General features: G+C 35.7%; 22 protein-coding genes. 1 reads left to right on the top strand and 21 read right to left on the bottom strand.

The genetic code is table 11. The features are described from left to right. Positions 1-31: 31 nt before the first annotated feature. The 6 genes from ACF3N8_RS07525 to pxpB are packed head-to-tail and all read right to left on the bottom strand — an operon-like array spanning position 32 to position 5,576. Positions 32-1,258, bottom strand: a complete 1,227-nt coding sequence (locus ACF3N8_RS07525; protein WP_009382619.1) for an NRAMP family divalent metal transporter — start codon at positions 1,256-1,258, stop codon at positions 32-34. A gap of 3 nt (positions 1,259-1,261) precedes the next feature. Then, on the bottom strand, positions 1,262-2,023 hold the full coding sequence (pxpA, locus tag ACF3N8_RS07520; protein WP_392449800.1) for a 5-oxoprolinase subunit PxpA: 762 nt from the start codon (positions 2,021-2,023) through the stop codon (positions 1,262-1,264). Next, complete coding sequence (locus ACF3N8_RS07515; RefSeq protein WP_392449799.1) at positions 2,023-3,381, bottom strand: acetyl/propionyl/methylcrotonyl-CoA carboxylase subunit alpha; 1,359 nt, start codon at positions 3,379-3,381, stop codon at positions 2,023-2,025. The genes pxpA and ACF3N8_RS07515 overlap by 1 nt, the downstream gene beginning before the upstream one ends. Positions 3,382-3,395: 14 nt before the next feature. Next, a complete protein-coding gene (locus tag ACF3N8_RS07510; RefSeq protein ID WP_238101948.1) occupies positions 3,396-3,839 on the bottom strand; it encodes a biotin/lipoyl-containing protein in 444 nt (147 codons plus the stop codon). Beyond that, positions 3,836-4,855 carry a biotin-dependent carboxyltransferase family protein gene (locus ACF3N8_RS07505; RefSeq protein WP_392449798.1) on the bottom strand — a complete coding sequence of 340 codons (1,020 nt, stop codon included), beginning with the start codon at positions 4,853-4,855 and terminating at the stop codon, positions 3,836-3,838. The genes ACF3N8_RS07510 and ACF3N8_RS07505 overlap by 4 nt, the downstream gene beginning before the upstream one ends. Further along, positions 4,845-5,576 carry a 5-oxoprolinase subunit PxpB gene (gene pxpB / locus ACF3N8_RS07500; RefSeq protein WP_238101947.1) on the bottom strand — a complete coding sequence of 244 codons (732 nt, stop codon included), beginning with the start codon at positions 5,574-5,576 and terminating at the stop codon, positions 4,845-4,847. Before pxpB ends, ACF3N8_RS07505 begins: the two co-directional genes overlap by 11 nt. A 572-nt stretch (positions 5,577-6,148) precedes the next feature. On the opposite strand from pxpB, the gene ACF3N8_RS07495 reads away from it, so the two are divergent. Next, a complete protein-coding gene (locus ACF3N8_RS07495; protein WP_009385730.1) occupies positions 6,149-7,462 on the top strand; it encodes an ISL3 family transposase in 1,314 nt (437 codons plus the stop codon). A gap of 241 nt (positions 7,463-7,703) precedes the next feature. On the opposite strand, the gene greA is transcribed toward ACF3N8_RS07495, so the two are convergent. The 15 genes from greA to mnmA all read right to left on the bottom strand — a co-directional run bounded on the left by greA (position 7,704) and on the right by mnmA (position 23,691). Further along, positions 7,704-8,186 carry a transcription elongation factor GreA gene (greA, locus tag ACF3N8_RS07490; protein WP_017176481.1) on the bottom strand — a complete coding sequence of 161 codons (483 nt, stop codon included), beginning with the start codon at positions 8,184-8,186 and terminating at the stop codon, positions 7,704-7,706. 23 nt (positions 8,187-8,209) lie between these two features. Then, positions 8,210-8,836 (bottom strand): uridine kinase, encoded by a 627-nt coding sequence (udk, locus tag ACF3N8_RS07485; protein ID WP_238093377.1) that lies wholly within the window; start codon positions 8,834-8,836, stop codon positions 8,210-8,212. Further along, positions 8,836-10,062, bottom strand: coding sequence for a U32 family peptidase (locus tag ACF3N8_RS07480; protein WP_392450437.1), 1,227 nt, complete (start codon positions 10,060-10,062; stop codon positions 8,836-8,838). The genes udk and ACF3N8_RS07480 overlap by 1 nt, the downstream gene beginning before the upstream one ends. Before the next feature lie 77 nt (positions 10,063-10,139). Next, positions 10,140-11,063: a peptidase U32 family protein gene (locus ACF3N8_RS07475; RefSeq protein ID WP_392449797.1), complete on the bottom strand. Its 924-nt coding sequence runs from the start codon at positions 11,061-11,063 to the stop codon at positions 10,140-10,142. A 2-nt stretch (positions 11,064-11,065) separates the two neighbouring features. Then, the gene (locus tag ACF3N8_RS07470) at positions 11,066-11,710 is read right to left on the bottom strand and encodes an O-methyltransferase (RefSeq protein ID WP_017176480.1); all 645 of its coding nucleotides are present in this window, start codon (positions 11,708-11,710) and stop codon (positions 11,066-11,068) included. A gap of 408 nt (positions 11,711-12,118) precedes the next feature. After that, complete coding sequence (locus ACF3N8_RS07465; protein WP_392449796.1) at positions 12,119-12,622, bottom strand: ABC transporter ATP-binding protein; 504 nt, start codon at positions 12,620-12,622, stop codon at positions 12,119-12,121. A gap of 80 nt (positions 12,623-12,702) precedes the next feature. Beyond that, on the bottom strand, positions 12,703-14,709 hold the full coding sequence (locus tag ACF3N8_RS07460; RefSeq protein ID WP_238101945.1) for a DUF1430 domain-containing protein: 2,007 nt from the start codon (positions 14,707-14,709) through the stop codon (positions 12,703-12,705). Positions 14,710-14,783: 74 nt separating this feature from the next. Continuing rightward, a complete protein-coding gene (locus ACF3N8_RS07455; protein WP_238100805.1) occupies positions 14,784-15,155 on the bottom strand; it encodes a hypothetical protein in 372 nt (123 codons plus the stop codon). Positions 15,156-15,364: 209 nt separating this feature from the next. Further along, positions 15,365-15,685 (bottom strand): DUF1292 domain-containing protein, encoded by a 321-nt coding sequence (locus tag ACF3N8_RS07450; RefSeq protein WP_009382635.1) that lies wholly within the window; start codon positions 15,683-15,685, stop codon positions 15,365-15,367. A 13-nt stretch (positions 15,686-15,698) separates the two neighbouring features. Beyond that, on the bottom strand, positions 15,699-16,127 hold the full coding sequence (ruvX, locus tag ACF3N8_RS07445) for a Holliday junction resolvase RuvX (RefSeq protein ID WP_238093374.1): 429 nt from the start codon (positions 16,125-16,127) through the stop codon (positions 15,699-15,701). A 1-nt stretch (position 16,128) separates the two neighbouring features. Further along, positions 16,129-16,392, bottom strand: a complete 264-nt coding sequence (locus tag ACF3N8_RS07440) for an IreB family regulatory phosphoprotein (RefSeq protein WP_238093373.1) — start codon at positions 16,390-16,392, stop codon at positions 16,129-16,131. A 60-nt stretch (positions 16,393-16,452) separates the two neighbouring features. Then, positions 16,453-19,083, bottom strand: a complete 2,631-nt coding sequence (gene alaS / locus ACF3N8_RS07435) for an alanine--tRNA ligase (RefSeq protein ID WP_238101944.1) — start codon at positions 19,081-19,083, stop codon at positions 16,453-16,455. 231 nt (positions 19,084-19,314) lie between these two features. Then, a complete protein-coding gene (locus ACF3N8_RS07430) occupies positions 19,315-21,789 on the bottom strand; it encodes an ATP-dependent RecD-like DNA helicase (RefSeq protein ID WP_238093371.1) in 2,475 nt (824 codons plus the stop codon). Between the two features lie 3 nt (positions 21,790-21,792). After that, entirely contained in the window at positions 21,793-22,458 is a 666-nt protein-coding gene (locus tag ACF3N8_RS07425) for a lipopolysaccharide assembly protein LapB (RefSeq protein WP_238093369.1), read from the bottom strand. Between the two features lie 123 nt (positions 22,459-22,581). Then, positions 22,582-23,691, bottom strand: a complete 1,110-nt coding sequence (gene mnmA, locus ACF3N8_RS07420) for a tRNA 2-thiouridine(34) synthase MnmA (protein ID WP_238093368.1) — start codon at positions 23,689-23,691, stop codon at positions 22,582-22,584. Positions 23,692-23,694: the final 3 nt, after the last annotated feature.

Below are 23,694 nucleotides of genomic sequence, written 5' to 3'. Positions count from 1 at the left end.
CCTTAAATTGCTTTTAAAACAACTTTATTTATTATTTTGACCATAAGTCCCCTAAACTTTGGAAAGATAATACACCAGTATAAACTGTCACTAAAACAGCTATGGCACCGAATACAATCATCCACATAGGGTGTTTGTAATCACCAACAATGCTTTTCTTCCTAGACGCAATTAGTACTGTAGCTAATACGATTGGAAGGATTAAACCGTTTAAGGCACCTGCTAAAATTAATAACTTAACTGGTTTACCAATAAATAAGAATACAATTGTTGAAATCACGATGAAGACGATAACGATTAAGTTACTTCTATTATAAAGTGATTTGTGCATTGTTTTTAAGAACGTCGAACTTGTATAAGCTGAACCTATAACTGAAGACATTGCTGCTGCGAATAATACGACACCGAATATATTCTTACCAATCGGACCTAAAGCATGTTCAAATACGGATGCAGGTGGGTTGTCTGGATTTAAAACTGCACCAGTTGCTACAACACCAAGTACTGCTAAGAAAAGTAATGTACGCATAACTCCAGTAGTTAAAATAGCAGAAATCGCTGCTCTGTTAACAAATGGTAAATAGAATTTACCTTTAATGTCTGCATCTAAGATACGGTGTGCACCTGCGAATGAGATGTAACCACCTACTGTACCACCAACTAAAGTAATAATTGGTAATACGAGAGCGCCTGGATTTTCAGGCATAACTGTGTGAACTGCTGCATCTGCGTATGGTGGATTTGATTTAACCATTACGAATGCTACGATTAAAATCATTAACGTACCTAATACCATTGTGACTATGTCCATAATCTTTTGACCACGTTTACTTGTGAAGATAAGAATTGCAAAAATTGCAGTTAAAGCTGCACCCCATTTAACGTCTAATCCAAATATCGCATTCAGACCAAGTCCTGCACCAGCAACGTTACCAATATTGAATGCTAATCCACCTATTGCAATTAAAGCTGATATAAATGTCCCTAAACCTTTAAATACGTCATTAGCAACTTCTTGGCCACGTTTGCCAGTAACTACTAGAACACGCCAAATGTTTATTTGAGCACCAATATCAATGATAATAGAAATTAAAATCGCAAATGCAAAACTTGCTAAAAATTGTTCTGTAAATACTGCAGTTTGTGTTAAAAAGGCAGGCCCAATGGCTGATGTCGCCATTAAGAACACTGATCCTAGTAATAAGCGCTTATGCGCTTTTGTGAACTCAAACTCTTGCTGTTCTGGTCTATTCCCCATAACTTAACCCCCTAGGCGTATAACTTCTACATTCGCCTCTTTCAATTTTGTTCTAATTTGTGATACGAATTCAAACGCGTGTGCTCCATCCCCATGGACACAAATCGTGTCTGCATCAATATCGATTTCTTTTCCAGATACTGAAGTGACTTTACCTTCTGTTACCATTTTTACTACTTGGTTGATTGCATCTTCTGTATTTTCGATAACAGCATTAGATTTTTTTCTACTTACTAATTGACCATCTTCTTCATAACGACGATCGGCAAAAACTTCTGAAGCTGCGTTTAAGCCAACTTCTTTTGCTGCGTCAATCAATTTAGAATTAGATAAACCTACTAAAATGAGATTAGGGTCAATATCATAAATAGCTTTAGCAATTGCTGTCGCAATTTCTGAATCACGAGCCCCCATGTTATATAAAGCACCATGTGGTTTAACGTGATTTAATGGAACCCCGTAAATATCACAGAATGCTTTTAAAGCACCTACTTGATAAACGACAAGGTTGTAAATTTCATCTGGATTAATATCCATGTTACGACGGCCAAAGCCTTGTAAATCTGGTAAACCAGGGTGTGCACCAATACTAATGCTATTTTCTTTAGCTAATTTGACAGTTTGGTGCATCACATTTTCATCACCTGCATGAAAGCCACATGCTACGTTTGCAGACGTGATGACAGGAAAAATGTTTGCGTCATTACCAATTTTATAATTACCAAAACTTTCACCTAAGTCACAGTTTAAATCAACTTTAACCATTATGAATCCTCCTTATAAATCGGATGACGATCTAAGAATTTAATATCAACTTCACTTGCGTCACCATCACAGTATGGTGGATAAGATAATAACGCATATAAGAAGTCTGCTGTAGTTGTAAATCCATCGATAACCATTTCATCTAATGTTACTTTAAGTTTTTCAATTGCATGGTCACGGTCATTACCACTTACAATGACTTTTGCTACAAGAGAATCATAGTAAGGAGAAACGGTATAACCTGGATATAATAGTGAATCTACACGCACTAAGAAACCATGTGGTAAGTGTAAACCACGCACTTTACCTGGTGTAGGACGGAATCCTTGCTTAGGATCCTCCGCATTAATACGCGCTTCAATAACATGACCACTGAAGTGAATGTCATCTTGTTTAAGCGATAATGTGCCTTGTTTCATTAGTTCGATTTGTTGACCAACTAAATCAATGTTTGTACGCATTTCTGTAACGGTATGTTCAACTTGAATTCTTGCGTTCATCTCGATGAAGTAGTACGCATCGTCCGTAACGAGATATTCGATTGTACCAGCACTACGATAATTAGAAGCTTTCGCAACTTTAACAGCATCCTCACACATCTTAATACGCTTTTCATCAGTTAACGAAGCACATGGTGATTCTTCAATAAGCTTTTGGTTTTTACGTTGAACAGAACAGTCACGTTCACCTAAATGTATGTAAGTATCTTTGCCATCACCTAAGACTTGAACTTCTACGTGCTTAGCTACTGGAATAAAGGCTTCAATGTATACACGATCATCGCCGAAGTATTTTTCGCCTTCGCTTTTAGCTTCTTTGAACTTTTGCTCAATTTCACTTTCTTCTTTAATGATACGGATACCTTTACCGCCACCACCGCTTGCAGCTTTCAATACAATTGGAAAGCCTAAATCTTTAGCGAATGCTTTAACTTCATCAATTGATTCAACTGCATCAGAAGAACCAGGAATAATAGGTACACCTGCGTTTTTAACGGTTTGACGGGCAGTAATTTTGTCTCCCATCATTTCCATTGTTTCTTTAGTAGGTCCCATGAAATAAAGACCTTCTTTTTCAAGTTCTTCAGCGAACTTTGGACTTTCTGATAAGAAACCATAACCAGGATGCACTGCATTTGCACCTGTAATTTCACAAGCAGTAATTAACTTTGGAATATTTAAGTAACTGTCTAAAGGATTTGCGCCACCTATACAAACTGCTTTGTCAGCTAATTTAACGTGTAAACTGTCTTCGTCTCCTTCAGCATACACTGCAACTGATTCAACATTTGCTTCTCGCAACGCACGAATAATGCGGACTGCGATTTCACCCCTATTTGCGACTAAACAACGATACATTTATAAATCTCCCCTTACTTCAATTTAATGATTGGTTGATTATGCTCAATATTTTCTCCGTGTTCTACTAAAATTTCCGTGATTTTACCTGATTGGTCAGCAGTTACTTCATTCATAACTTTCATTGCTTCAACGTAACCAATAACGTCACCTTCATTAACTTCGTCGCCTACTTTGATGATTGGATCTGTAAGTTCCTTTTCATCTTGAAGGTAGAATGTTCCGATCATTTGAGAACGCACTTCTTTAGCTTCTTGATTATCATTAGCTGCAGTTTGCTCAGAAGCTTGACTTTGATCTGGTTGAGGTGTGCTTGTAGCTTGAGCAGTACCATCTGATTCAATTTGTGCAGTATTTAAATCAAGTTCTAATTCTAAATCTTCATCTTTATATCTTAAGTGCTTAGCACCATGTGCTTTAAGTAGTTGTAACGTTTGTTCAATTTGATTTAAATTCATAATTCAATATCCCTTTCTATTACTTGATTAATCTTTTTAGCCGTGTGTCTGATACCTGTTATATCACGTTTTGGCGTACGTTTAAGTGCATGTTTCACTTCACTAAAGCGTTGTAACATACCTTTGTAAACTTCTGTCGCTTCTTCTACAGTAACCCATTCAAACTTAATTTCCTCACCTGGTTTGATTTGAGCAACTTTAGGAAGATCTGCTTTGATGACAGTAGCAATTTTAGTATAGCCACCTACTGTTTGTTTATCATTCATTAAAATGATTGGATTACCATCGTTTGGCACTTGAATACTACCGAGAGCAACTGGTTCAGAAATAATATCTGCCGATTCAATTGGAGGTACTTGATTACCCTTAAGTCTATACCCCATACGGTCAGAACTTTCAGTAACTTTATACGTATCACGACTTAGCATTTCATGACTTTCTTTACTGAATTTATCGAACTGAGGTCCAGCCATAACTCGAATCACGTTGCTCGTACGTGTTAGTATCGTTTCAAAGTCTGTCGTACGACCAATTAAATCGTGATTAAGCGCTTCGTTTTTAGATGGTATGATATCACCTTTTTGTAATGTACGGCCTTTAAAGCCACTAATTTTGCTTCGTGTATGAGTCGCGTAACTATCTGCAATATATGTCGCATCTAGTGCTTTTCCAAAGTTAAGATAACCTCGAATACCTTCTGTTGCGGCACCTACTTCTAATACATCACCTTTCGAAACATACGTAACGGTTTGAGGTTGAACTGGTTCACCGTTAAGTTTCGCATTAAATTTAGCCCCAGTTATCACGAAAGTGTTCGGTACTAAGAATTGAACCGTAGGACCTATCATTGTCATTTCAAGAGCTGGTGACTTGTCCTTTTCAAAAAGGCACGTCCCTAATTGATAACTAAAGATGTCCATAGCACCGCTTGTAGAGAATCCAGCATCCTCGTAGCCATAGCGACCTTCATCTTGAATTGTAGTAAATAGTCCTGGTTTTAAAATCTTAATTGTCATCTTTAATCACCACCCATTTACTATAATCAAGTTTATCTGCTTCGATTTCAGCTTTAATGTCTTTAAACTGAGATTCAGTGATTTCATAAAATTGAATCTTATCTCCAGCTTCGTATACACACATCGGTTTACGATATTGATTAAATACATCGATTGGTGTACGACCAATAATTTGCCAACCACCAGGAGAATCTAATGGATAAAGACCAGTTTGGTTATTCGCGATACCAACTGAACCTGCGTCAATTTTAAGTCTTGGTTCTTCGCGTCTAGGCGTATGTAGCTTTTCATCTAAGCCACCTAAGAAAGGAAAACCTGGTAAAAACCCTAGCATATATACGAGATAAGCGTTCTCGGTGTGACGTTTTATAACGTCTTCTACACTTAAATCATGATGTTGAGCTACATTTTCAATATCAGGTCCATACGCGCCTCCATATACGACTGGAATATGAATAATACGTCTGGATTCAGTTGATGATTGCTTGTCTAAATCTAATTCATTTAATTTTAAATCATCAATAATCTCTTCTTTACTTGCTTTCAGAAAATCAAAATGCAACATCACTGCTCTATACGACGGTATAATTTCAGTGATTGCTGCATGGTTAAAATCTTTTATGTATTCAACTACTGAAGCAACTTGCCCATAAACCTGCTCGCTAATTTCAGGTTTAAAGTAAATCATCAAAGATTGCTCATTGATTTGAATTATCTCCATTTTCACTCCCCCTAGAAAACCCTTACATGTCATTTTATCATCTATAATTACTAAGGGCAATTTCATGAAATAGCGAAGACTTTAGTCATTTTAAAGATGTAAACTTAAATACATTTTAAAATTTACTTAATTGTAAACGATAACTATTTAAAAAGCTACCTAATATTTTAAGTTTTCGCAATATTTATTATAAAAATTTAAGTTTAAAGCTTTTACAGTTAATAAAAAAGCATGAACACGAATATTCATACATTTCCTATATATATTATACTAATTAAGACGAACAATTAACAATAGGAAATTTGTAAATGACATGGATATGTAATGTATCCTGCAATTTATCTGATCTACCATTTTATCGAGACCTTATACTATGAGACGCGGTCTAAGCGTATACCTACTGCCTAGTCGCTTTCCCTTATTTAAAAGTCCTTTTAAAAAAGAGGCTCTATAATAAATTCGGTTGGTGACCTCATTCGAGGTCATTAGCCGAATTATTTTTTGTACTAAAAGAGCGCATTTATCTCTATAATTGTAAGTGACCAAACTAACAAAAAGGAGATAATGCGCCTGTGAATAATTTTATAACAGAACTCTTAAGATTGAAAGAACCAAATTTAGTCATCGAGGAAAAGACTGATGAAAAAGAAATAAAAGGAAGAATCTATATAATGCTTTATGGGGTTCTCTCTTCCAAAGCTGATAAGTGTCAACACTGTGGTATCACTAATCATCAACGCACTATTATAAAGCATGGATTTCGAGTAATTAATGTTAAATTACCACGCCTAAGTGGGTTTCCATGTCTACTAGAATTAAAGAAGCAACGCTATTTGTGTCACAATTGTAATCGAACTTTTGTAGCTGAAACATCTATAGTAGATAAGTATTGTTGCTTATCTAACAACTTGAAAATGTTTATAGCTGACAAAGTTAGAGAAGTACGTTCCATTAAATCTGTTGCCGAATCTTGTTGTGTATCATCACCTACGGTGGTTCGAATCATTAAACAAACCGTTGATGAAATTAGACATAAAGTAGGTTCGCATTTGCCTGAGCACATTATGATGGATGAGTTCAAAAGCGTTAAAAATGTTGATGCTTCAATGAGTTTCATCTATTGTGACAGTACTTCTCATCAAATTATTGACATTGTCAGTGATAGAAGAAAGTTTAACCTCAAAAACTACTTCATGAAGTTTGATCTTTACGCAAGAAAGCGCGTTAAGACAGTATGTATAGATATGTATGAACCATACATGGATCTAATATCAGATGTTTTCCCTAATGCTTTAGTTATTATTGATAGATTTCATATCGTTCAGGCAATTAATCGTGAGATTAACCGTACCCGAGTTAAAGTCATGAATCAAGCTAGACGTAATAGGCGCCCACTTTACAATAAATATAAACGGTATTGGAAACTACTTTTAAAACCTAAGTTAAATCTTAACGCTATAAACTATAAATATCATCGATTATTCAAAACTTTAATTACTGAAAAAGACATCGTTTCGTACTTATTATCTAACGATAATACGCTCAATAACACTTACGAGATAGGACAAGAATTAATACTGGCATTGAAGCATAATGATATTGATTTATTTCGATCAGTACTGTATAAATCTCGTCAAAACCACATTTCAGAAGGTTTAATGAGAGTACTGCGATCATTTATGAAGTATTTACCCTTCATATGTAATACTTTAAATCACCCTATGATAACTAACGGTCCGATTGAAGGCATAAATAATAAAATAAAATTACTTAAAAGAAATGCTTATGGTTATAGAAATTACGCAAACTTTAGAGACAGAATATTACTCATGTCACGCTTATATAAACTTAGACAAAGAAAAACACCTATGCATGAAGTAGCATAGGTGTAGAATGATTGCTTGAAGACTCCCGTGGCTCTGTGAGTAAGGGAGATCCAAGCGAAGCTTTAGCTCCCAACGAGCGCCACAGGAAAGCGAAAAGCAAATCATTCGTCTACGGTTTTACCAACCGAATTTGACGTAGAGCCAAAAAAGAAAACTCAATTCCTGAGTAACGTTAGTAAGGAGGATAACCTACTGTAACGCCTTCAGAAATTGAGTTTAAATGTCTACATGTATACGATTATTAGTTGCTTTCGATTTTCTTAATTTGAACAGTCATTTCGCCACCGTTAGGAAGTGGTACGCGAACTTCATCGTTAAGTTTTTTACCAATTAAGCTTTGAGCAATTGGCGATTCGTTAGAAATTTTACCGTTAAAAGCGTCTGCTTCTGCAGAACCAACGATTTGATATGATTCTTCTTCATTACCTGGTAATTCAACAAAAGTTACAGTTTTACCAATTTGAACTACGCCGTTATCACCAGTATCCTCGATGATTAAAGCGTTACGTAGCATTGTTTCAACACGTTGAATGTCTTGTTCAATGAAACCCTGTTCGTCTTTAGCTGCATCGTACTCTGAATTCTCTGAAAGGTCACCAAAGCTACGTGCGATCTTAATTTTTTCAACAACTTCAGGTCGTTTAACGGTTTTTAATTCTTCAAGTTCTTGTTCTAACTTATGAAAACCTTCTTTGGTCATAGGATATTGCTTTTGATTTTCCATTCGTCATCTTCCTTTACAAAATGTTAGTCGTGATTTTTAACCAACGTTTGGATTTTTGTAGTCATGATATCAATAGCAACTTTGTTACTTCCACCTTCAGGAATAATGATATCTGCATATCGTTTCGTTGGTTCAATAAATTGAATATGCATTGGGCGTACGACATTAAGATATTGATTGATTACAGAGTCCATCGTTCTTCCACGTTCTTTCGTATCACGAATTAAACGGCGTAAAATTCTGATGTCCGCATCTGTATCAACATAGATTTTAACATCCATCATGTCTCTTAATGCCTTGTTTTCTAATGCAAATATACCTTCTACGATAATAACATCTTTTGGTTCAAAGTAAACCGTTTTGTCACTTCTCGTATGCTCAGTATAGTCGTAAGTAGGTACTTCAACTGATTCACCGTTTTTAAGCGATTCTAGATTCTCTATTAACAATTCATTGTCGAATGCAAATGGGTGGTCATAGTTGGTTTTTAATCTCTCATCAAATGTTAAATGAGATTGATCTTTGTAGTAATAATCTTGAGCTAGTAATGCAACACTATACCCTTCTAGATTTTTCATAATCTCATTTGTAACTGTTGTTTTACCTGAACCAGAGCCACCAGCAATACCAATAATCGTAACGTTATTCATCATCCAATTTCCTTTCGCATCATGTTATTCTTATGAATTTTATGACTAACTTTAATTTGGACGATTTGAAGTGGATGTCTCGCAGCGTCGAGTTCATTACCTTCTTCATCATAGATTTTATCGATTGTTTCAGTAAATGTATCAATTTCCGGTCCGAAGAATTCAATTTCTTGTCCAGGCTTAAAGTTATTACGTTGTTGAATTGTAGCCATTTGTGTTGATTCATCATAATCAAGTACTAAGCCGCAGAAATCATATGGTGATTTCTTCTTAGATTCATCTCCAAACATTTGTTCATGATAACCTGGCGTACCTTCAAAGAATGCGGGTGCAGTGTCACGGTTCGCACATTTATCAAGTTCTACTAACCATTCCTTTTTAATTTTAAAGTTGTCAGGATCATCATAGTAAGCATCAATGACTTTACGATAAACCGAAACAACAGTCGCAATATAATGGATAGACTTCATACGACCTTCGATTTTAAGAGAATCAATACCAATATCCATCATATTTGGAATAGATTCGATAAGCTTTAGGTCTTTAGGGCTCATCGCAAACGGTACAACATCATCTTCATCATATACTAAATCAAGTTCGCCGTCATCTTCTACTTCAAGTAAATCATAATCCCAACGACAACTTTGACAACAACCACCACGGTTAGAGTCACGCGCAGTCATATGGTTACTTAATGTACAACGACCAGAGTACGCGATACACATCGCACCATGGATAAATGCCTCAATTTCAATATCGACTTTATCTTTAATTTCTTTCATTTCCATTGCGCCTGTTTCACGCGCAAGTACAACGCGGTCAAGACCTTCTTCTTTCCAGTATTGAACCGCTTTATAGTTACTTAGAGATTGTTGTGTAGATAAATGAATTTCAAGTCTAGGTGCCACTTCTTTACATGTTTCAATAATAAGTGGATCTGCCACAATAATTCCTGTAGCTCCTGTCGCATCTAGGTCTCTTAAATACGTTTCTAAGCCTTCAATATTTTCATCATGCGCAATAATATTCGTTGTTACATAGATTTCAGCGCCGTATTGTTTAGCGAAATCAACGCCTTCTTTAATTTCTTCCATTGTAAAGTTATCAGCGTTAGAACGTAACCCGTATTCTTGTCCACCTAAGAATACCGCATCTGCACCGTAGTGAACGGCAATTTTTAGTTTTTCTAAGTTACCAGCAGGTGCAAGTAGTTCTGGCTTTTTCATAACGGGTTTAGATTTCGGTTTTACTGCTTCTAAAGTTTTCAAACTTAAACCCTCCTATAAATTTATCAATCAGTTCATTAATATACAGTTTGTTTGAATAAGAACCCTTCATCAAAAGGTCTATGTTCAGGTTGAATATCTTCAATTGGATCAACTAACATGAATTTCTCATCTTCATATAGCTCAGGATCTTCATTGTATAAATCAATGGCTTCACGATATTGTTCTGTACACACATTGATATATGCTTCTGTTTGAAGTACGCCATCGATTTTAAGACTATCAATACCCGCTTCAAATAACGGTTCTAACTCTTCAATTAGGCACATATCGTTTGGCGACATGATATGTGTACCATTGTAATCTTCAAAGACTGGGTATTTATTATCACGTTCCTCATCGTATAGTAGTAATGTCTTTTCAGATTGGTTACGTTCAATCTTCATTTGACGTTCCTGGAATGTATAATAGTTACCAAGTAACATACGTTTAGATTGGAACATACATGCCATACCATGAACCTGAACTTCTACTTCTACATTAGTATTTTCTTTAATATTAATGATTTCTTCTAAACTTAATTCTTTAGCGAGTACGGCACGTTTAGAGCCTCTACGTCCCCAATAATTACATTGAAAGTGGTTTGTGACAAGTGTGCCAGCATCCCAGTTCAATGGAATTGGATTTTCTTGTTCTTTAACAATCATAACTACCGCAGGATCACCAAAGATAATACGGTCTACTCTAATGTCATGTAAGAATTGAATATAGTCTTCTAAAGCATTGATATGATAGTTATGATAAAGACCATTAACTACAGCGTAAGCTTTTTTACCATTCGCATGAATCAGTTCAACAGCTTGTTTCATATCATCACGTTTAAATTCACCTGCTAGACGTAAACCGAATTTTTCTTCACCGATAACAAATGCATCAGCACCCTTATCGATTAGCGTTTCGATATGGTCTATAGACTTAGGTGTTACTAATAATTCAGTCATTCTCATTCTCCTTTTATCGTAATTGCTAGTCCATCTTCTATATCTAAAAAGTTCGTATGATAACCTTCTAATTGAATAAGCCACTCGTTATATTTTTGTACTTTCTTAACCATTTGTTTCACGTTACGACTACGTACAACATCGATATCTGCAACAAATCCATGATACAACACGTTGTCCGTTAAGATGAGACCGCCTGGCTTAACTAATGGCGCGTACATTTCAAAGAAACGTTTTGATTGGGCTTTTGCTGCATCAATAAATAACATGTCGTACGTTTGATTGAAGATCGCATCATGTCGCTCAGACGCATCACCTTCAACAAGCGTGATATTGTCCTCATATCTATAGTGTTGAATATTTTCTTTAGCGCGTTGAATCATGTCAGGATTTCGTTCAACCGTTGTGACATGGATACCCGATTTAACTGAAGCAAACTGCATACTACTATAACCTATCGCAGTTCCAATTTCTAAAACTGATCGAACGTCTTTCATACGTATTAACTGTTTAATCATATCTAAAGTTAAAGGATGAACGATAGGAACTTGATGTGCTTCGGCATATTCACGCAATTGTTCTATTGTATCATTTTCCTTTAAAACTTGATGTAAGTTAACGAGATAATTTAGATCTTTCTCTGACATAAACATACTTCCTTCTAAATGAACACATAATAAAATAAATCAGTCATCGGTGACTGATTTGTACTATTTCTCGCGTTTTCATCTGTGTCGTAATTTAACTTTAAATATTCTATCATATATTGACCAAAATTATAAGTGTAAAATTAAAAGAGCAGGCACGAAATTAATAGAAATTTCAATTACCTACTCAGTTGAGTTAAAGTTTAATTTTAAGCAGTGCTAATAATCTTCCCCATTTTGAAAAGCCCTTTAAATTCAATACGATTTATTTTAGGGGGCATTTGATTTATAGCTTAACTTCATAATCACAGTATTGAATCACTTCTGGATCATGGGTTACGATACATATCGTAGATTGACCCTTTAAAGAAGTGATAAGTTGCATGACTTCGTGCTTATTTTTATCATCTAATGCACCTGTTGGTTCATCAGCAAAAATAATTTTAGGTTTATAAGTAACAAACGCGCGAGTGCCACACGTTGTTGTTCACCACCACTTAATGTAAATACTTTCGTTTTGAGTGGATGCTCTAACCCTACTTTCTCAAGCACATTTCTCATGCGTTCACGCTTTTCTTTCTGAGATAACTTCATATATGTTAAGACAAGGTTCAAGTTGTATTCAATCGTCTCATATGAAACGAGGGCATAGTTTTGGAACAAGTAACCAAACTCATTCCGATACATCAACATCTTTTGGCGTCGAGAAAGTTTCGCGATATTCTTAGAGTTAATCCATACTTCTCCAGTATCAAATTTTTCCAATCCGCATATACAATTTAACAATGTAGATTTACCCGATCCACTCTTACCTGTTATAGCAACCATAACCCCTTCAGCTATACTTAAATAATATGAATCAAAAATGGTATTTTGTCCGTACCTTTTTGTAAAGTTATTTAATTGAATCATATGCTTACACCTCTTTAATACAATATGCTTTCCAAGTGTTCATGAAGTAGCACACCTATTTATTCAATATAGATAATAAATTATTCTTTAAGTAATTCTTGATAACGGTTAAATGCAGGTCGTTCTAAAATTCGCAGTAACAACGTCATTATTAATGTATTTGCTAGTAGGATGGCCCCATATAGATATGGTGAGAACGACGCCAAGTTAAAATGGTAGATGAGATAACTTACAATTACAGTAAGCAATAAGTCATATATTAGGAAGGTTCTATGTCGATGTAAAAAATGACTACCATATAAATACTTTATAAATATTTTGTCTTTATGTAATTCAAAGTGAGTTTGAGTAGTAAAATACAACGTGAACCCATATATAATCATACTTACGCTTAAAGCAATAAAGTTGTAATACAGGTTAGATTCTAGAACTTTAATATCTTTATCAACCACATACTTTATGTCTGTAATACCATTCAAGAAATGCTTTAGGACGCTATTTTCAATGTATGAAGCAAGTTCCTCAAAATCCTTAAATAAAATTTCATTTTTAGTCAATGCTGAATAATAAAGATCATGAAGAGGTAATTGATCAGGTATTACAATAAGGACTGGGTTTGTTTCAAAGCTAAATTCTAAGCCGATTCTTGAGTTATAATTAAATGCACGTATCTGTTCTTGGTATGGGACGATCTTGACTAATGGTTTATTTACCTTAGTGTAATCTAATCTTTTATCTAATTCGTAATACATATCTAAACTATTATTTATATCAGATTTGAGTTGAGATACGTCGTCTTTATTAAAATCTCTTTGTGGATATAAAGCTAGTAATGTATTGTTAGAAAATTGCTTCACACGTCGATTAATTTCATTGAAATTCAATTGATCTTGTAAAAATGTTCGATTAACCCACATATATCTATCATATGAATCACTTATAGACATTTCACCATATTTCGCATCACTCCGCGAAATGATAACATTATTAGACTTCTGATGCTGTAAAAGCTTGTAAGATTCAATGGTGATTTTGTCATGATATTTTTGTCTGCTATTATGTAGAGGCACAAAGTCAATTACATAAAGATCTTCAATTTTCTTCCATTTATTTTGAGCCTCCGTGCTACTTTGGTACGTCTTTAAGTTATTTAAACTTACAGACATCGTTGTCAACACAATGACAATTAAAACCATTTTCATTGTTTGTGGTAAAAAATTCAATACCTTCGATAACATAGCCCCTTTTATAAATTTACTTATTTGTGATGAAGCACGTGCAATGATGCCAAAACTGATAATAAATAAACCTATAATTATTACAATGATTGATACTGAATATATTAGATATTGATACAGAAACGTTTTAAATTGGGCCAACTGATTATAAAAAATCAAAATTATAAACATGATCATAGCGGATATGGAATAAGTTATTAGAATAATTTTCATTTCCTTATTAAAAGAAACCCAAAAAACCCTTTTCATTGACCAACCATTCAAGCGTTGAATCGCAAATTGATACAAATTTTTACTTGTATCAACTATATTTAGCATTAATACGAGTATTAAGATAACGATGAGTAGTGGTATAATTGAATAAATTTGAATAAAATCATTAAAAATTAATCCAGGTGTTTGATACGAATAAACAACTTTGAGTCCTAATTTTTCAAAATCATTTTCTATTGATTTAGAGAAGGGTCTAGTCGTGTAAAAAGTTGATGTTATCGGTAACTTCAAACTTTCTGTACTACCTACCTTTAAATATTCATAGTCAACATTAGGACTAAATGGTGTTATTTTATCGTGTTTTACGTTACTCGGAAAATACGTCACCGTCTTAATTAAATGTTCGCCCTTATACTTATCACTAACACGTATAAATACCTCGTTATGCCTGATTGAAATTTTATCTATCTCTTCTTCTATTTCTTTTTTGGAAAGTTTTTGATCCCAGCTCACAATGGTTAAACTATGTGTATAGTTAGGAAGTTTGATTTCTTCTAGGTTATTAAAGAATTGTACATATATAAAGTTAAGTATTAAAAATATGAATGCATAGATGATTACCTTTAATTTAACCATAAGCCTCAAACCTCTTAAGTGAATCAGTTATTAGTAATCTTTTCATGATGTCCTCACCTTAGTTGTAAACTTTTTTATTCCTTACCTGTTTGATGCTTAAATGTATGCTTATCTATGTATTCTATGCTAAAAACCCACAGTCCTTTATGATCAATAACCACATATGTTCCTAGCGGATCATGGCCTTCAAAATCTAGATGATATGTGCGTTCAATACCTTTTTCATCATAGATATTGATGTTTCGATAGTCTTGTAAGTTCATGAGTGCTTTATCAGACAATTTTTTCATCTCTTCTTGTGTTGTATGAGGTACTTTAGCGTAACTTTTTGTCCTTGGTTCGAGCGGATTTAATCTATCGACAAAATGATTGAAATGCCTCAAGCTGAAACTTAATATCACGCCAATAACAATAATACTAATTATAAAAATTAAGAATTTTTTCATGGTGAATAACTACTCCTGATGTAAATTCTAGTTTAGAACTTCTTACGTTCTTTTCGTAAAAGGCCCTGAGTATAACGTAAAAACAATGCGCTTCTAACTTTTAATTTAAGTATACACAATATTTCTTTTATGTAAAATATTATTCTATTTTTATCTTTTAACCTCAAAAAAGAACGCGATACGTAAGTATCGCGCTCAACTTTAATGAATTATTCTTCTGGTTCATCTAAATTTGTATGAACAACTTCTTCAATCATGTCCCACTCTTCATCAGTTTCAACTGGTAAGAATTTACCACCGTCACCTGATTCATCTGGTTCGTTAATCATCGGAATTAACTCAACTAAGTCATCCTCATCACCAGATGCACCTTCTTCAGCTAAGATCACATAATCTTTTTTGAATTCAGGGTGATAAAATTCTAATACTTTACGATAAAGAACTTCGTTACCATCTTCATCAAATAATGTTAAAAGTTCCTCTTTCTCGTTAATTTCTAAATTTGCATCTTGATTATTTTGTTCTGTCATAGTATTACGCTCCTTAATTTAAAGAATCTAAATAGCCTTGAAGGATAAACACTGCGGCCATTTTATCAATTACTTTCTTTCTTTTTTGTCTTGAAACATCTGCTTCTAATAATGAGCGCTCAGCTGCCATAGTACTTAGGCGTTCATCCCACATTATCAGTTCTAAGTTAGGACATGCTTCTGCTAACTTCTCTTTATATTGTAACGATGCTTCGCCTCTAAATCCAATAGAATTGTTCATGTTCTTAGGTAAACCAATAACAACAGAACCTACGTCTTCTTTATTAATAATTTCAACGAGTCGATCAATACCAAGCTCGCCTTTATCTTCATTAATTCGGAGTGTATCTAGCCCTTGTGCTGTCCATCCCATTAGATCACTAATGGCAATTCCGACAGTCTTACTTCCAACGTCTAATCCTATAATTTTATGTTTTAACATATTATGACTTTTTATTTTGCTCTAGATATGAAGATACAAGCTCTTCCATAATATCATCACGGTCAATGCGTCTAATTTGGTTTCTTGCTTCATTATGACGAGGAATGTAAGCAGGGTCTCCTGAAAGTAAGTAACCAACGATTTGGTTTACAGCATTGTAGCCACGTTCTTCTAAAGTTTTATTGACGTTGTCTAATACAGATTTTACATCTTCTGTTGGGATATCTTCATAACTAAATTTCATTGTTTTATCGAAATTGTTCATCTTCAACACTCCTTAATAGATAAATCCTTTAATTACATTCTACACGATGTGTTTCAGAACTTATAGTGATTTAATGTAGTTTTTAATGAATTGTAACGCGTCTGTTATTTTATCAGGATTCGTTCCGCCACCTTGCGCCATGTCAGGTCGGCCGCCGCCTTTACCATCAACAACAGGGGCCATTTCCTTAATAATGTCGCCAGCTTTAATCGTTTGAGTTAAGTCCTTAGGAACTGTCGCAATCATTGATACTTTACCGCCTACATCACTAATTAAAATGATAACAGTATCTTGTAATTTAGATTTAAAATCATCCATCGTTGAACGAATTTCTTTTGGATTTGAAACCTCTACTTCAGTGGCAATGACTTTAATTCCATTAATCGTTTCAACTTGATCTTCAACATTACCCATCTTAAGCTTCGTAATTTCTTTGTTTCGTTGTTCTAACGTTTTAGCAAGTTCTTTTTCCTTACTTTGAAGCTCCGTTACTTTTTGAAGCACTTGATCATCAGTTTTGGCTTTAACGGAGGCCTTCACGTCGTTGAAATGGTTTTGAATTGTTTCAAGGTATCGGAATGCTTCTTTACCAGTTAAGGCTTCAATACGACGAACACCAGCGCCCGTACCCGATTCAGATACAATCTTAAATAAACCGATTTCTGAAGTATTCGTGACATGAATACCACCGCATAGCTCAATAGAGAATGGCCCCATATCTACAACTCTTACGACATCACCATATTTCTCACCGAATAGTGCCATCGCTCCTTTAGCCTTAGCTTCTTCAATTGGCATCTCTTCAATAGAAACATGTAAGTTATTCCAAATTTCCTCGTTTACACGTTGCTCAACTTGCTTAATTTCGTCATCTGTCATAGCGCCAAAGTGAGAGAAGTCAAAGCGTAAACGCGTACTTTCTACAAGTGAACCAGCTTGGTTAACGTGATCGCCTAAGACTTCTTTTAAAGCAGCATGAAGTAAATGCGTTGCACTGTGATTCTTCTTAATATCTTGGCGTTCAACATGGTTAACAGACGCTTCAACATTTTGATGAATTGATGGCTCACCAAACTTAACTTTACCTGTGTGTAAATTCTGACCATTAGGTGCCTTAATAACTTCAGTAACCTCAATCTCAAATGTCTCATTTGAAACAGTACCTTTATCAGCTACCTGACCACCACTTACCGCATAGAACGGCGTTTCTTTTAGTATAAAGTGAACTTCGTCGCCCGCTTCAACACTATCAACACGTTCACCATCTTTAATTAAGTCAGTTATTGTAGTCGTCGTATCCATCACATCATAACCAACAAACTTGCTTTCGGTATCAATTTGTCCAAGTACTTCACTTTGAACTTGCATTGATTGTGAAGCTTGACGTGCCTCTCTCGCGCGCGTTTTTTGCTTATCCATTTCAGTATCAAACGTTGCCATATCAATTGATAAGCCTTCATTAGAAGCAATTTCTTCAGTTAACTCAATTGGAAAGCCGTAAGTGTCATATAGTTTAAAGGCATCTTTACCGTTAATTTCATTGTTGTTAGATTTCGCATCTTTCATAAATTGATTTAAGATAGATAAACCTTCTTCTAATGTCTCATGGAAACGCTCTTCTTCTGATTTAATCACACGTTTAATGAAATCAGATTTTTCTTTGACGTTAGGGTAATATGGTTCCATAATTTCAGCCACTGTATCAACTAATGCATACATAAACGGCTCGTTGATATCTAGTGTTTGACTGAATCTCACAGCACGACGCAATAAGCGGCGTAGTACGTATCCGCGTCCCTCGTTGGCTGGTAATGCGCCATCTGAAATCGCGAACGAAATTGTTCGAATGTGGTCTGCAATTACTTTAAAAGCCACGTCCTGTGTTTCATCTTTTAAATACGTTTTACCTGAAACGTTCTCAACTTCTTTAATTATAGGAACAAATAAATCCGTTTCATAGTTCGTACGCACATCTTGAGAAATAGATGCCATACGTTCAAGACCCATACCAGTATCAATGTTTTGACTTGGTAGAGGTGTGTAACTATGGTCTTTATTATGGTTGAACTCACTAAATACAAGGTTCCATACCTCAAGATAACGTTCATTCTCGCCACCTGGGTACATTTCTTCTTCAGGATCATCTTGACCATATTCAGATCCACGGTCATAGAAAATTTCAGTGTTAGGACCTGATGGACCTTCACCGATATCCCAGAAGTTACCTTCAATACGAATAATTCTACTTTCTTCTAAACCGATGTCTTCATGCCATAATTTATAAGCTTCCGTATCTTCAGGATGAATCGTTACATAAAGGCGTTCTGGTTCCATTGCCATCCACTTATCGCTTGTTAAGAATTCCCAAGCAAACTCAATCGCTTCCTTCTTAAAGTAATCGCCAATAGAGAAATTACCTAACATCTCAAAGAACGTATGATGTCTTGCAGTGAAGCCAACGTTCTCAATATCATTTGTACGAATTGCTTTTTGAGCATTCACAATTCTTGGTTGCTTCGGTGTTTCACGACCATCAAAGTATTTCTTCAATGTCGCTACACCTGAGTTAATCCATAATAATGTATCATCATCGATAGGCACTAATGGTTGAGAAGGTTCGACCATATGTCCCTTTTCTTTAAAGAAATCAATATAACTTTGCCTAATGTCACTTGCCTTAAGCTTTTTCATAACAATCACTCCTCATAAAATAAAAAAACACCCGTCCTATCAAAGGGACGAATGCTTCGCGGTACCACCCTAATTATGATTTATCATCATCACTCTAAATGCGTATTTCGGTTATCAAATAAAGTAGCGTTCAATAATTTGTGTCATACTTTACACCAACCAGTATGTCTCTGAAAAGCACAAGATTATTTACTCATCTTTATCGTTAATTTAATTAAATTATAAAAGATATTAAGCTTCATTGTCAATTTCTAAGAAGTCATATGGCGTGATGTCACCCATATTAATCATAGGGTTAATATGATATATCGTCGATTCAGAAAGCGTAATTAAAGCTTCATCTTCACTAGAGGGTTCATCCTCAGTTTCATTTCGTACACTTTGATTGTCTTTTGAATCAGGTGAAGACTGAACCTTATCTTTCGATTCCACTTCAACTTCATTGACGCTCTTACCATCGAAATATGCCTCAAGATACGATTTCAAGCGCGTCATGCGCATTTGCCCTTCCGTATTAAGTCCTAGTTCGAAAGCACTCGGATCACCTAAGAATACTAACGACTGCTTAGCTCGCGTGAGACCAGTATATAATATCGGTCGTTGCAACATTCTAAAGTATTGTTTAACCATTGGCATTATGACAATCGGAAATTCAGACCCTTGAGCTTTATGAATGGATGTACAATACGCATGGGTCAACTCCATCATATCTTGCTTCGTAAATGTGATTTCATTGCCATCAAAGTCGACGATAAGGACGTCTTTATTTAAAGCATTCTCTTTTGCCCAAAAGACACCAATAATTTCGCCGATATCACCGTTAAAGATATTATCATTCGGACGATTAACGAGTTGCAAGACTTTATCGCCTTTTCGAAAAAGAACATCGCCAAACTCAATTTGACGCTTATCATCTTCAAGCGGATTTAAAATGTTCTGCAGTACTTGGTTCAGACGTTTGATCCCTGCATTACCACGATACATCGGAGCTAATACTTGGATATCTGTCATATCGTAACCTTTAGTAACGGCGTTCTTCACAATCTTCTCAACGACGTCAGCAATCTGACTTGTATCACATGGAATAAAACTACGGTCATGGAAACGCGCAGTAACATCAACCGGCGCCTTATGCTTAATTTGATGCGCAAGTTGGATAATACTTGAACCGTCTTGTTGTCGATATACTTCGGTAAGGTTAATACGCTTTAACACATTCGCGTCAATCAAGTCCTTGAAGACTTGCCCGGGCCCTACTGAAGGCAATTGGTCTTCATCCCCGACAAGAATGACTTGGGCGTCTATTGGCACAGCGCTCATAAATTGGTGGAACAACCATGTATCTACCATCGACATTTCATCAATAATAATCAATTTCGCGTTAATTTCATTATCTAGAATATCTTCAGGTTTCGTATCTTGACTCCAACCTATAAGTCGATGAATGGTCATCGCTTCTAAACCTGTCGATTCGTAAAGACGCTTTGACGCACGTCCAGTCGGAGCAGCTAGAACGACGGGATAGTCGTCCTCTTGATAATCATCATAATCTAGTGAAATTCCGTGCACCTCTGCATAAAGTTCAACAATTCCTTTGATTACCGTTGTCTTACCCGTACCAGGACCACCTGTTAATAGCATGACTTTCGAATTCATTGCAGTCTCTAAAGCCTCACGTTGAGACTTCGCATAAGTAACATTGTTATGTTCTTCAATTTCACCGATTCGAAGTTGCAAATCGGACTGTTCAATCGTCTTAAATTGGTGGTCATGCGTCACAGTGCGGAAGATATTTTGCGCACTTTTAAGCTCAGAGTAATATAGACTTGGAATTGATACGACACCATTATCTTTGATGAGTTTACGTTCCTCGCTAAGTTGCTCAATCATATTTTCTAACTGATCTGATTGTATGGCTTCTTCATCACTACGACTTAAGATTTTCAGCGCTTCTTGAGTAAGCGTTTCAATCGTTAAATACGTATGACCTTCCTTAACGCATTGTTCCTCTAAGACGTAGAGCAATCCTGCTTTAATCCGTTCATCATCGTTAAAAGCAATGCCAATTTTAGTCGCTAACTGGTCAGCTTTATTAAACCCTATGCCCTTTACATCATATACGAGTCGATACGGTTCCTTATTAATAACATCTAACGTATCACCGAAATATACTTGATAAATCGCCATCGCAAGCTTTGCACCAAAGCCTAAATCATGAAGCTGAATCATAATTTTTTCAGTTTCTTGGTTACTTTGGATTTGTTCAGCAATTTGATCTTTTTTCTTCTTATTTAAGCGTGGTACCTGATCTAGCACCGTTTTATCGTTAAGGATATCATTAATCGCATTTTCACCAAGTGTTTCGACAATCGTAGTAGCTGTCTTTTTACCTATACCTTTAAATAAGTCACTCGATAAATAATTAATGATAGCGTCTTTGGTTTGAGGCATTTCCTTTTCAAACGTTTCTGTTTTTAGCTGCTTACCATACTTCGGGTGTTCGACAATTTGACCTTTAAACGTGTATGTATCGCCTTCTTGGATATTCGGAAAGAAACCTACAATCGTCGGTGAATCATCAAAGTCTTCGTTTGATTCAATTTTATCTACTTTTAATACCGTATAGAAATTTTCCTTATTCTGGAAAAGAACGATTTCAACCGTACCTTTGATGATGGAATAATCAAACAATGTAGGTTCTGACATTTCCTACTCCTCCTCTTTAATACCTTTAAACGTCTTTAAAGCATGTTGACTTAGTAAATGACCCGGGTCGATTTCAATGGCCTTTTCAAAGGAAGCAATCGCACCATCTGTGTCCTCATGCGCCATATAAGTAGCAAGTCCTAAATTGTAGCTTGCGTCAACGTGTTTCGGATCGACTTCAAGTACATGATTAAGCTGTTTGATGGCCTCTTCAAACATCTCTAAATGGCATAAAACTAAACCGTATTGAAACTGTACTTCAGTGTCCTTAGGATCAAGTTCGGCAGCACGCATTAAGAATGGCATCGCTTCGTTAAATGCCTCAAGCTGATTGAATGACATGCCAATCATATAATTTGTGTCAACTGAATCAAAGCCTTTCTGGCTCGCAAGTTGATACAATTTAATCGCTTCTTTATAGCGACCTTGATTGTAATACATGTTCGCAAGATTATAGTACGTTGCGCCATGTTCTGGCTTTAACGTTATCGCACGTTGGAAGAAGCGTTCTGCTTTGTCAACTTGATTGGCTTCAGCTAAAAGTACACCTGCATTGATATAGTTTTCAACTTCTTCAGGAGATTGTTCGATATTCTCAAAAAGTGCGCTAAGTGCTTGCTCATATTGACCCTTTTTGATTAAGTCATAGATCTCTTCTTGACGTGTCATAGTGTTTTAGCTCCTCATCTTTTTCTTCTATTATAATAGAAATGTTATTGAATTTCATTTTGCTGAAAGAAATCGCTTTAAATAAATGGAGGTCTAGACACATCTCTATGCCTAAGCCTAACGTTATACAACGTAACTTAATTGACCTGAGTTTTTATAGACGTCATCGATTGTTGCGCCACCTAAGCACACTTCACCGTCGTATAACACAACTGCTTGACCTGGTGTAATGGCACGAACTGGAGTATCGAATGTCACGCGAATCGCATCTTCGGATTCTTTCGTAACGGTCACTTTCGTATCTTTCTGACGATATCTAAATTTAGCCGTACATGTTAACGGTTCGTCTAGATTGATTGGATTTACAAATGAAACGTCTGAAGCAATCAGATAATCACTATATAGCGCATCATGATGGAATCCTTGTTCAACATATAAAACGTTATCATCAAGATTCTTTCCTACGACGAACCATGGATCACCGTCACCGCCGATACCTAAACCATGACGCTGGCCAATCGTATAATACATTAAACCAGTATGTTTACCTTTAACTTCACCATCTAAAGTCACCATGTTACCAGGTTGAGCTGGTAGGTATTGTGAAAGGAAGTCTTTAAAGTTACGTTCACCTATGAAGCAGATTCCTGTAGAGTCTTTCTTTTTAGCTGTTGCGAGACCACGATCTAGCGCGATTTCACGAACTTCGCTTTTCTCCATTTCGCCTAACGGGAACATTACTTTAGATAATTGTTCATGTGTAAGTTGGTTTAAGAAATACGTTTGGTCTTTGTTTTGATCGACACCACGTAACATTTCGACTTTACCATTATCGCGACGTACACGCGCATAGTGACCTGTCGCCACATAGTCAGCACCTAATTTAAGTGCATGTTCGAGAAATGCCTTAAATTTAATTTCTTTATTACACATGACGTCTGGGTTTGGTGTACGACCTTTCTTATATTCGTCTAAGAAATACGTGAATACTTTATCCCAATATTGCTTTTCAAAATTGACCGCATAGTATGGGATACCGATTTGGTTACAAACTGCAATCACGTCATTGTAATCTTCAGTCGCTGTACATACACCGTTCTCATCAGTGTCGTCCCAGTTCTTCATAAAGATACCGATGACGTCATAGCCTTGTTCTTTTAAAATTTGAGCTGTTACGGAACTATCTACACCACCTGACATTCCGACCACAACTCGAATGTCTTGATTACTCAATTT

Source organism: Staphylococcus massiliensis (assembly GCF_043186315.1).
Lineage (GTDB): Bacteria > Bacillota > Bacilli > Staphylococcales > Staphylococcaceae > Staphylococcus > Staphylococcus massiliensis.
This window is presented reverse-complemented; position numbering and strand designations above follow the sequence as displayed.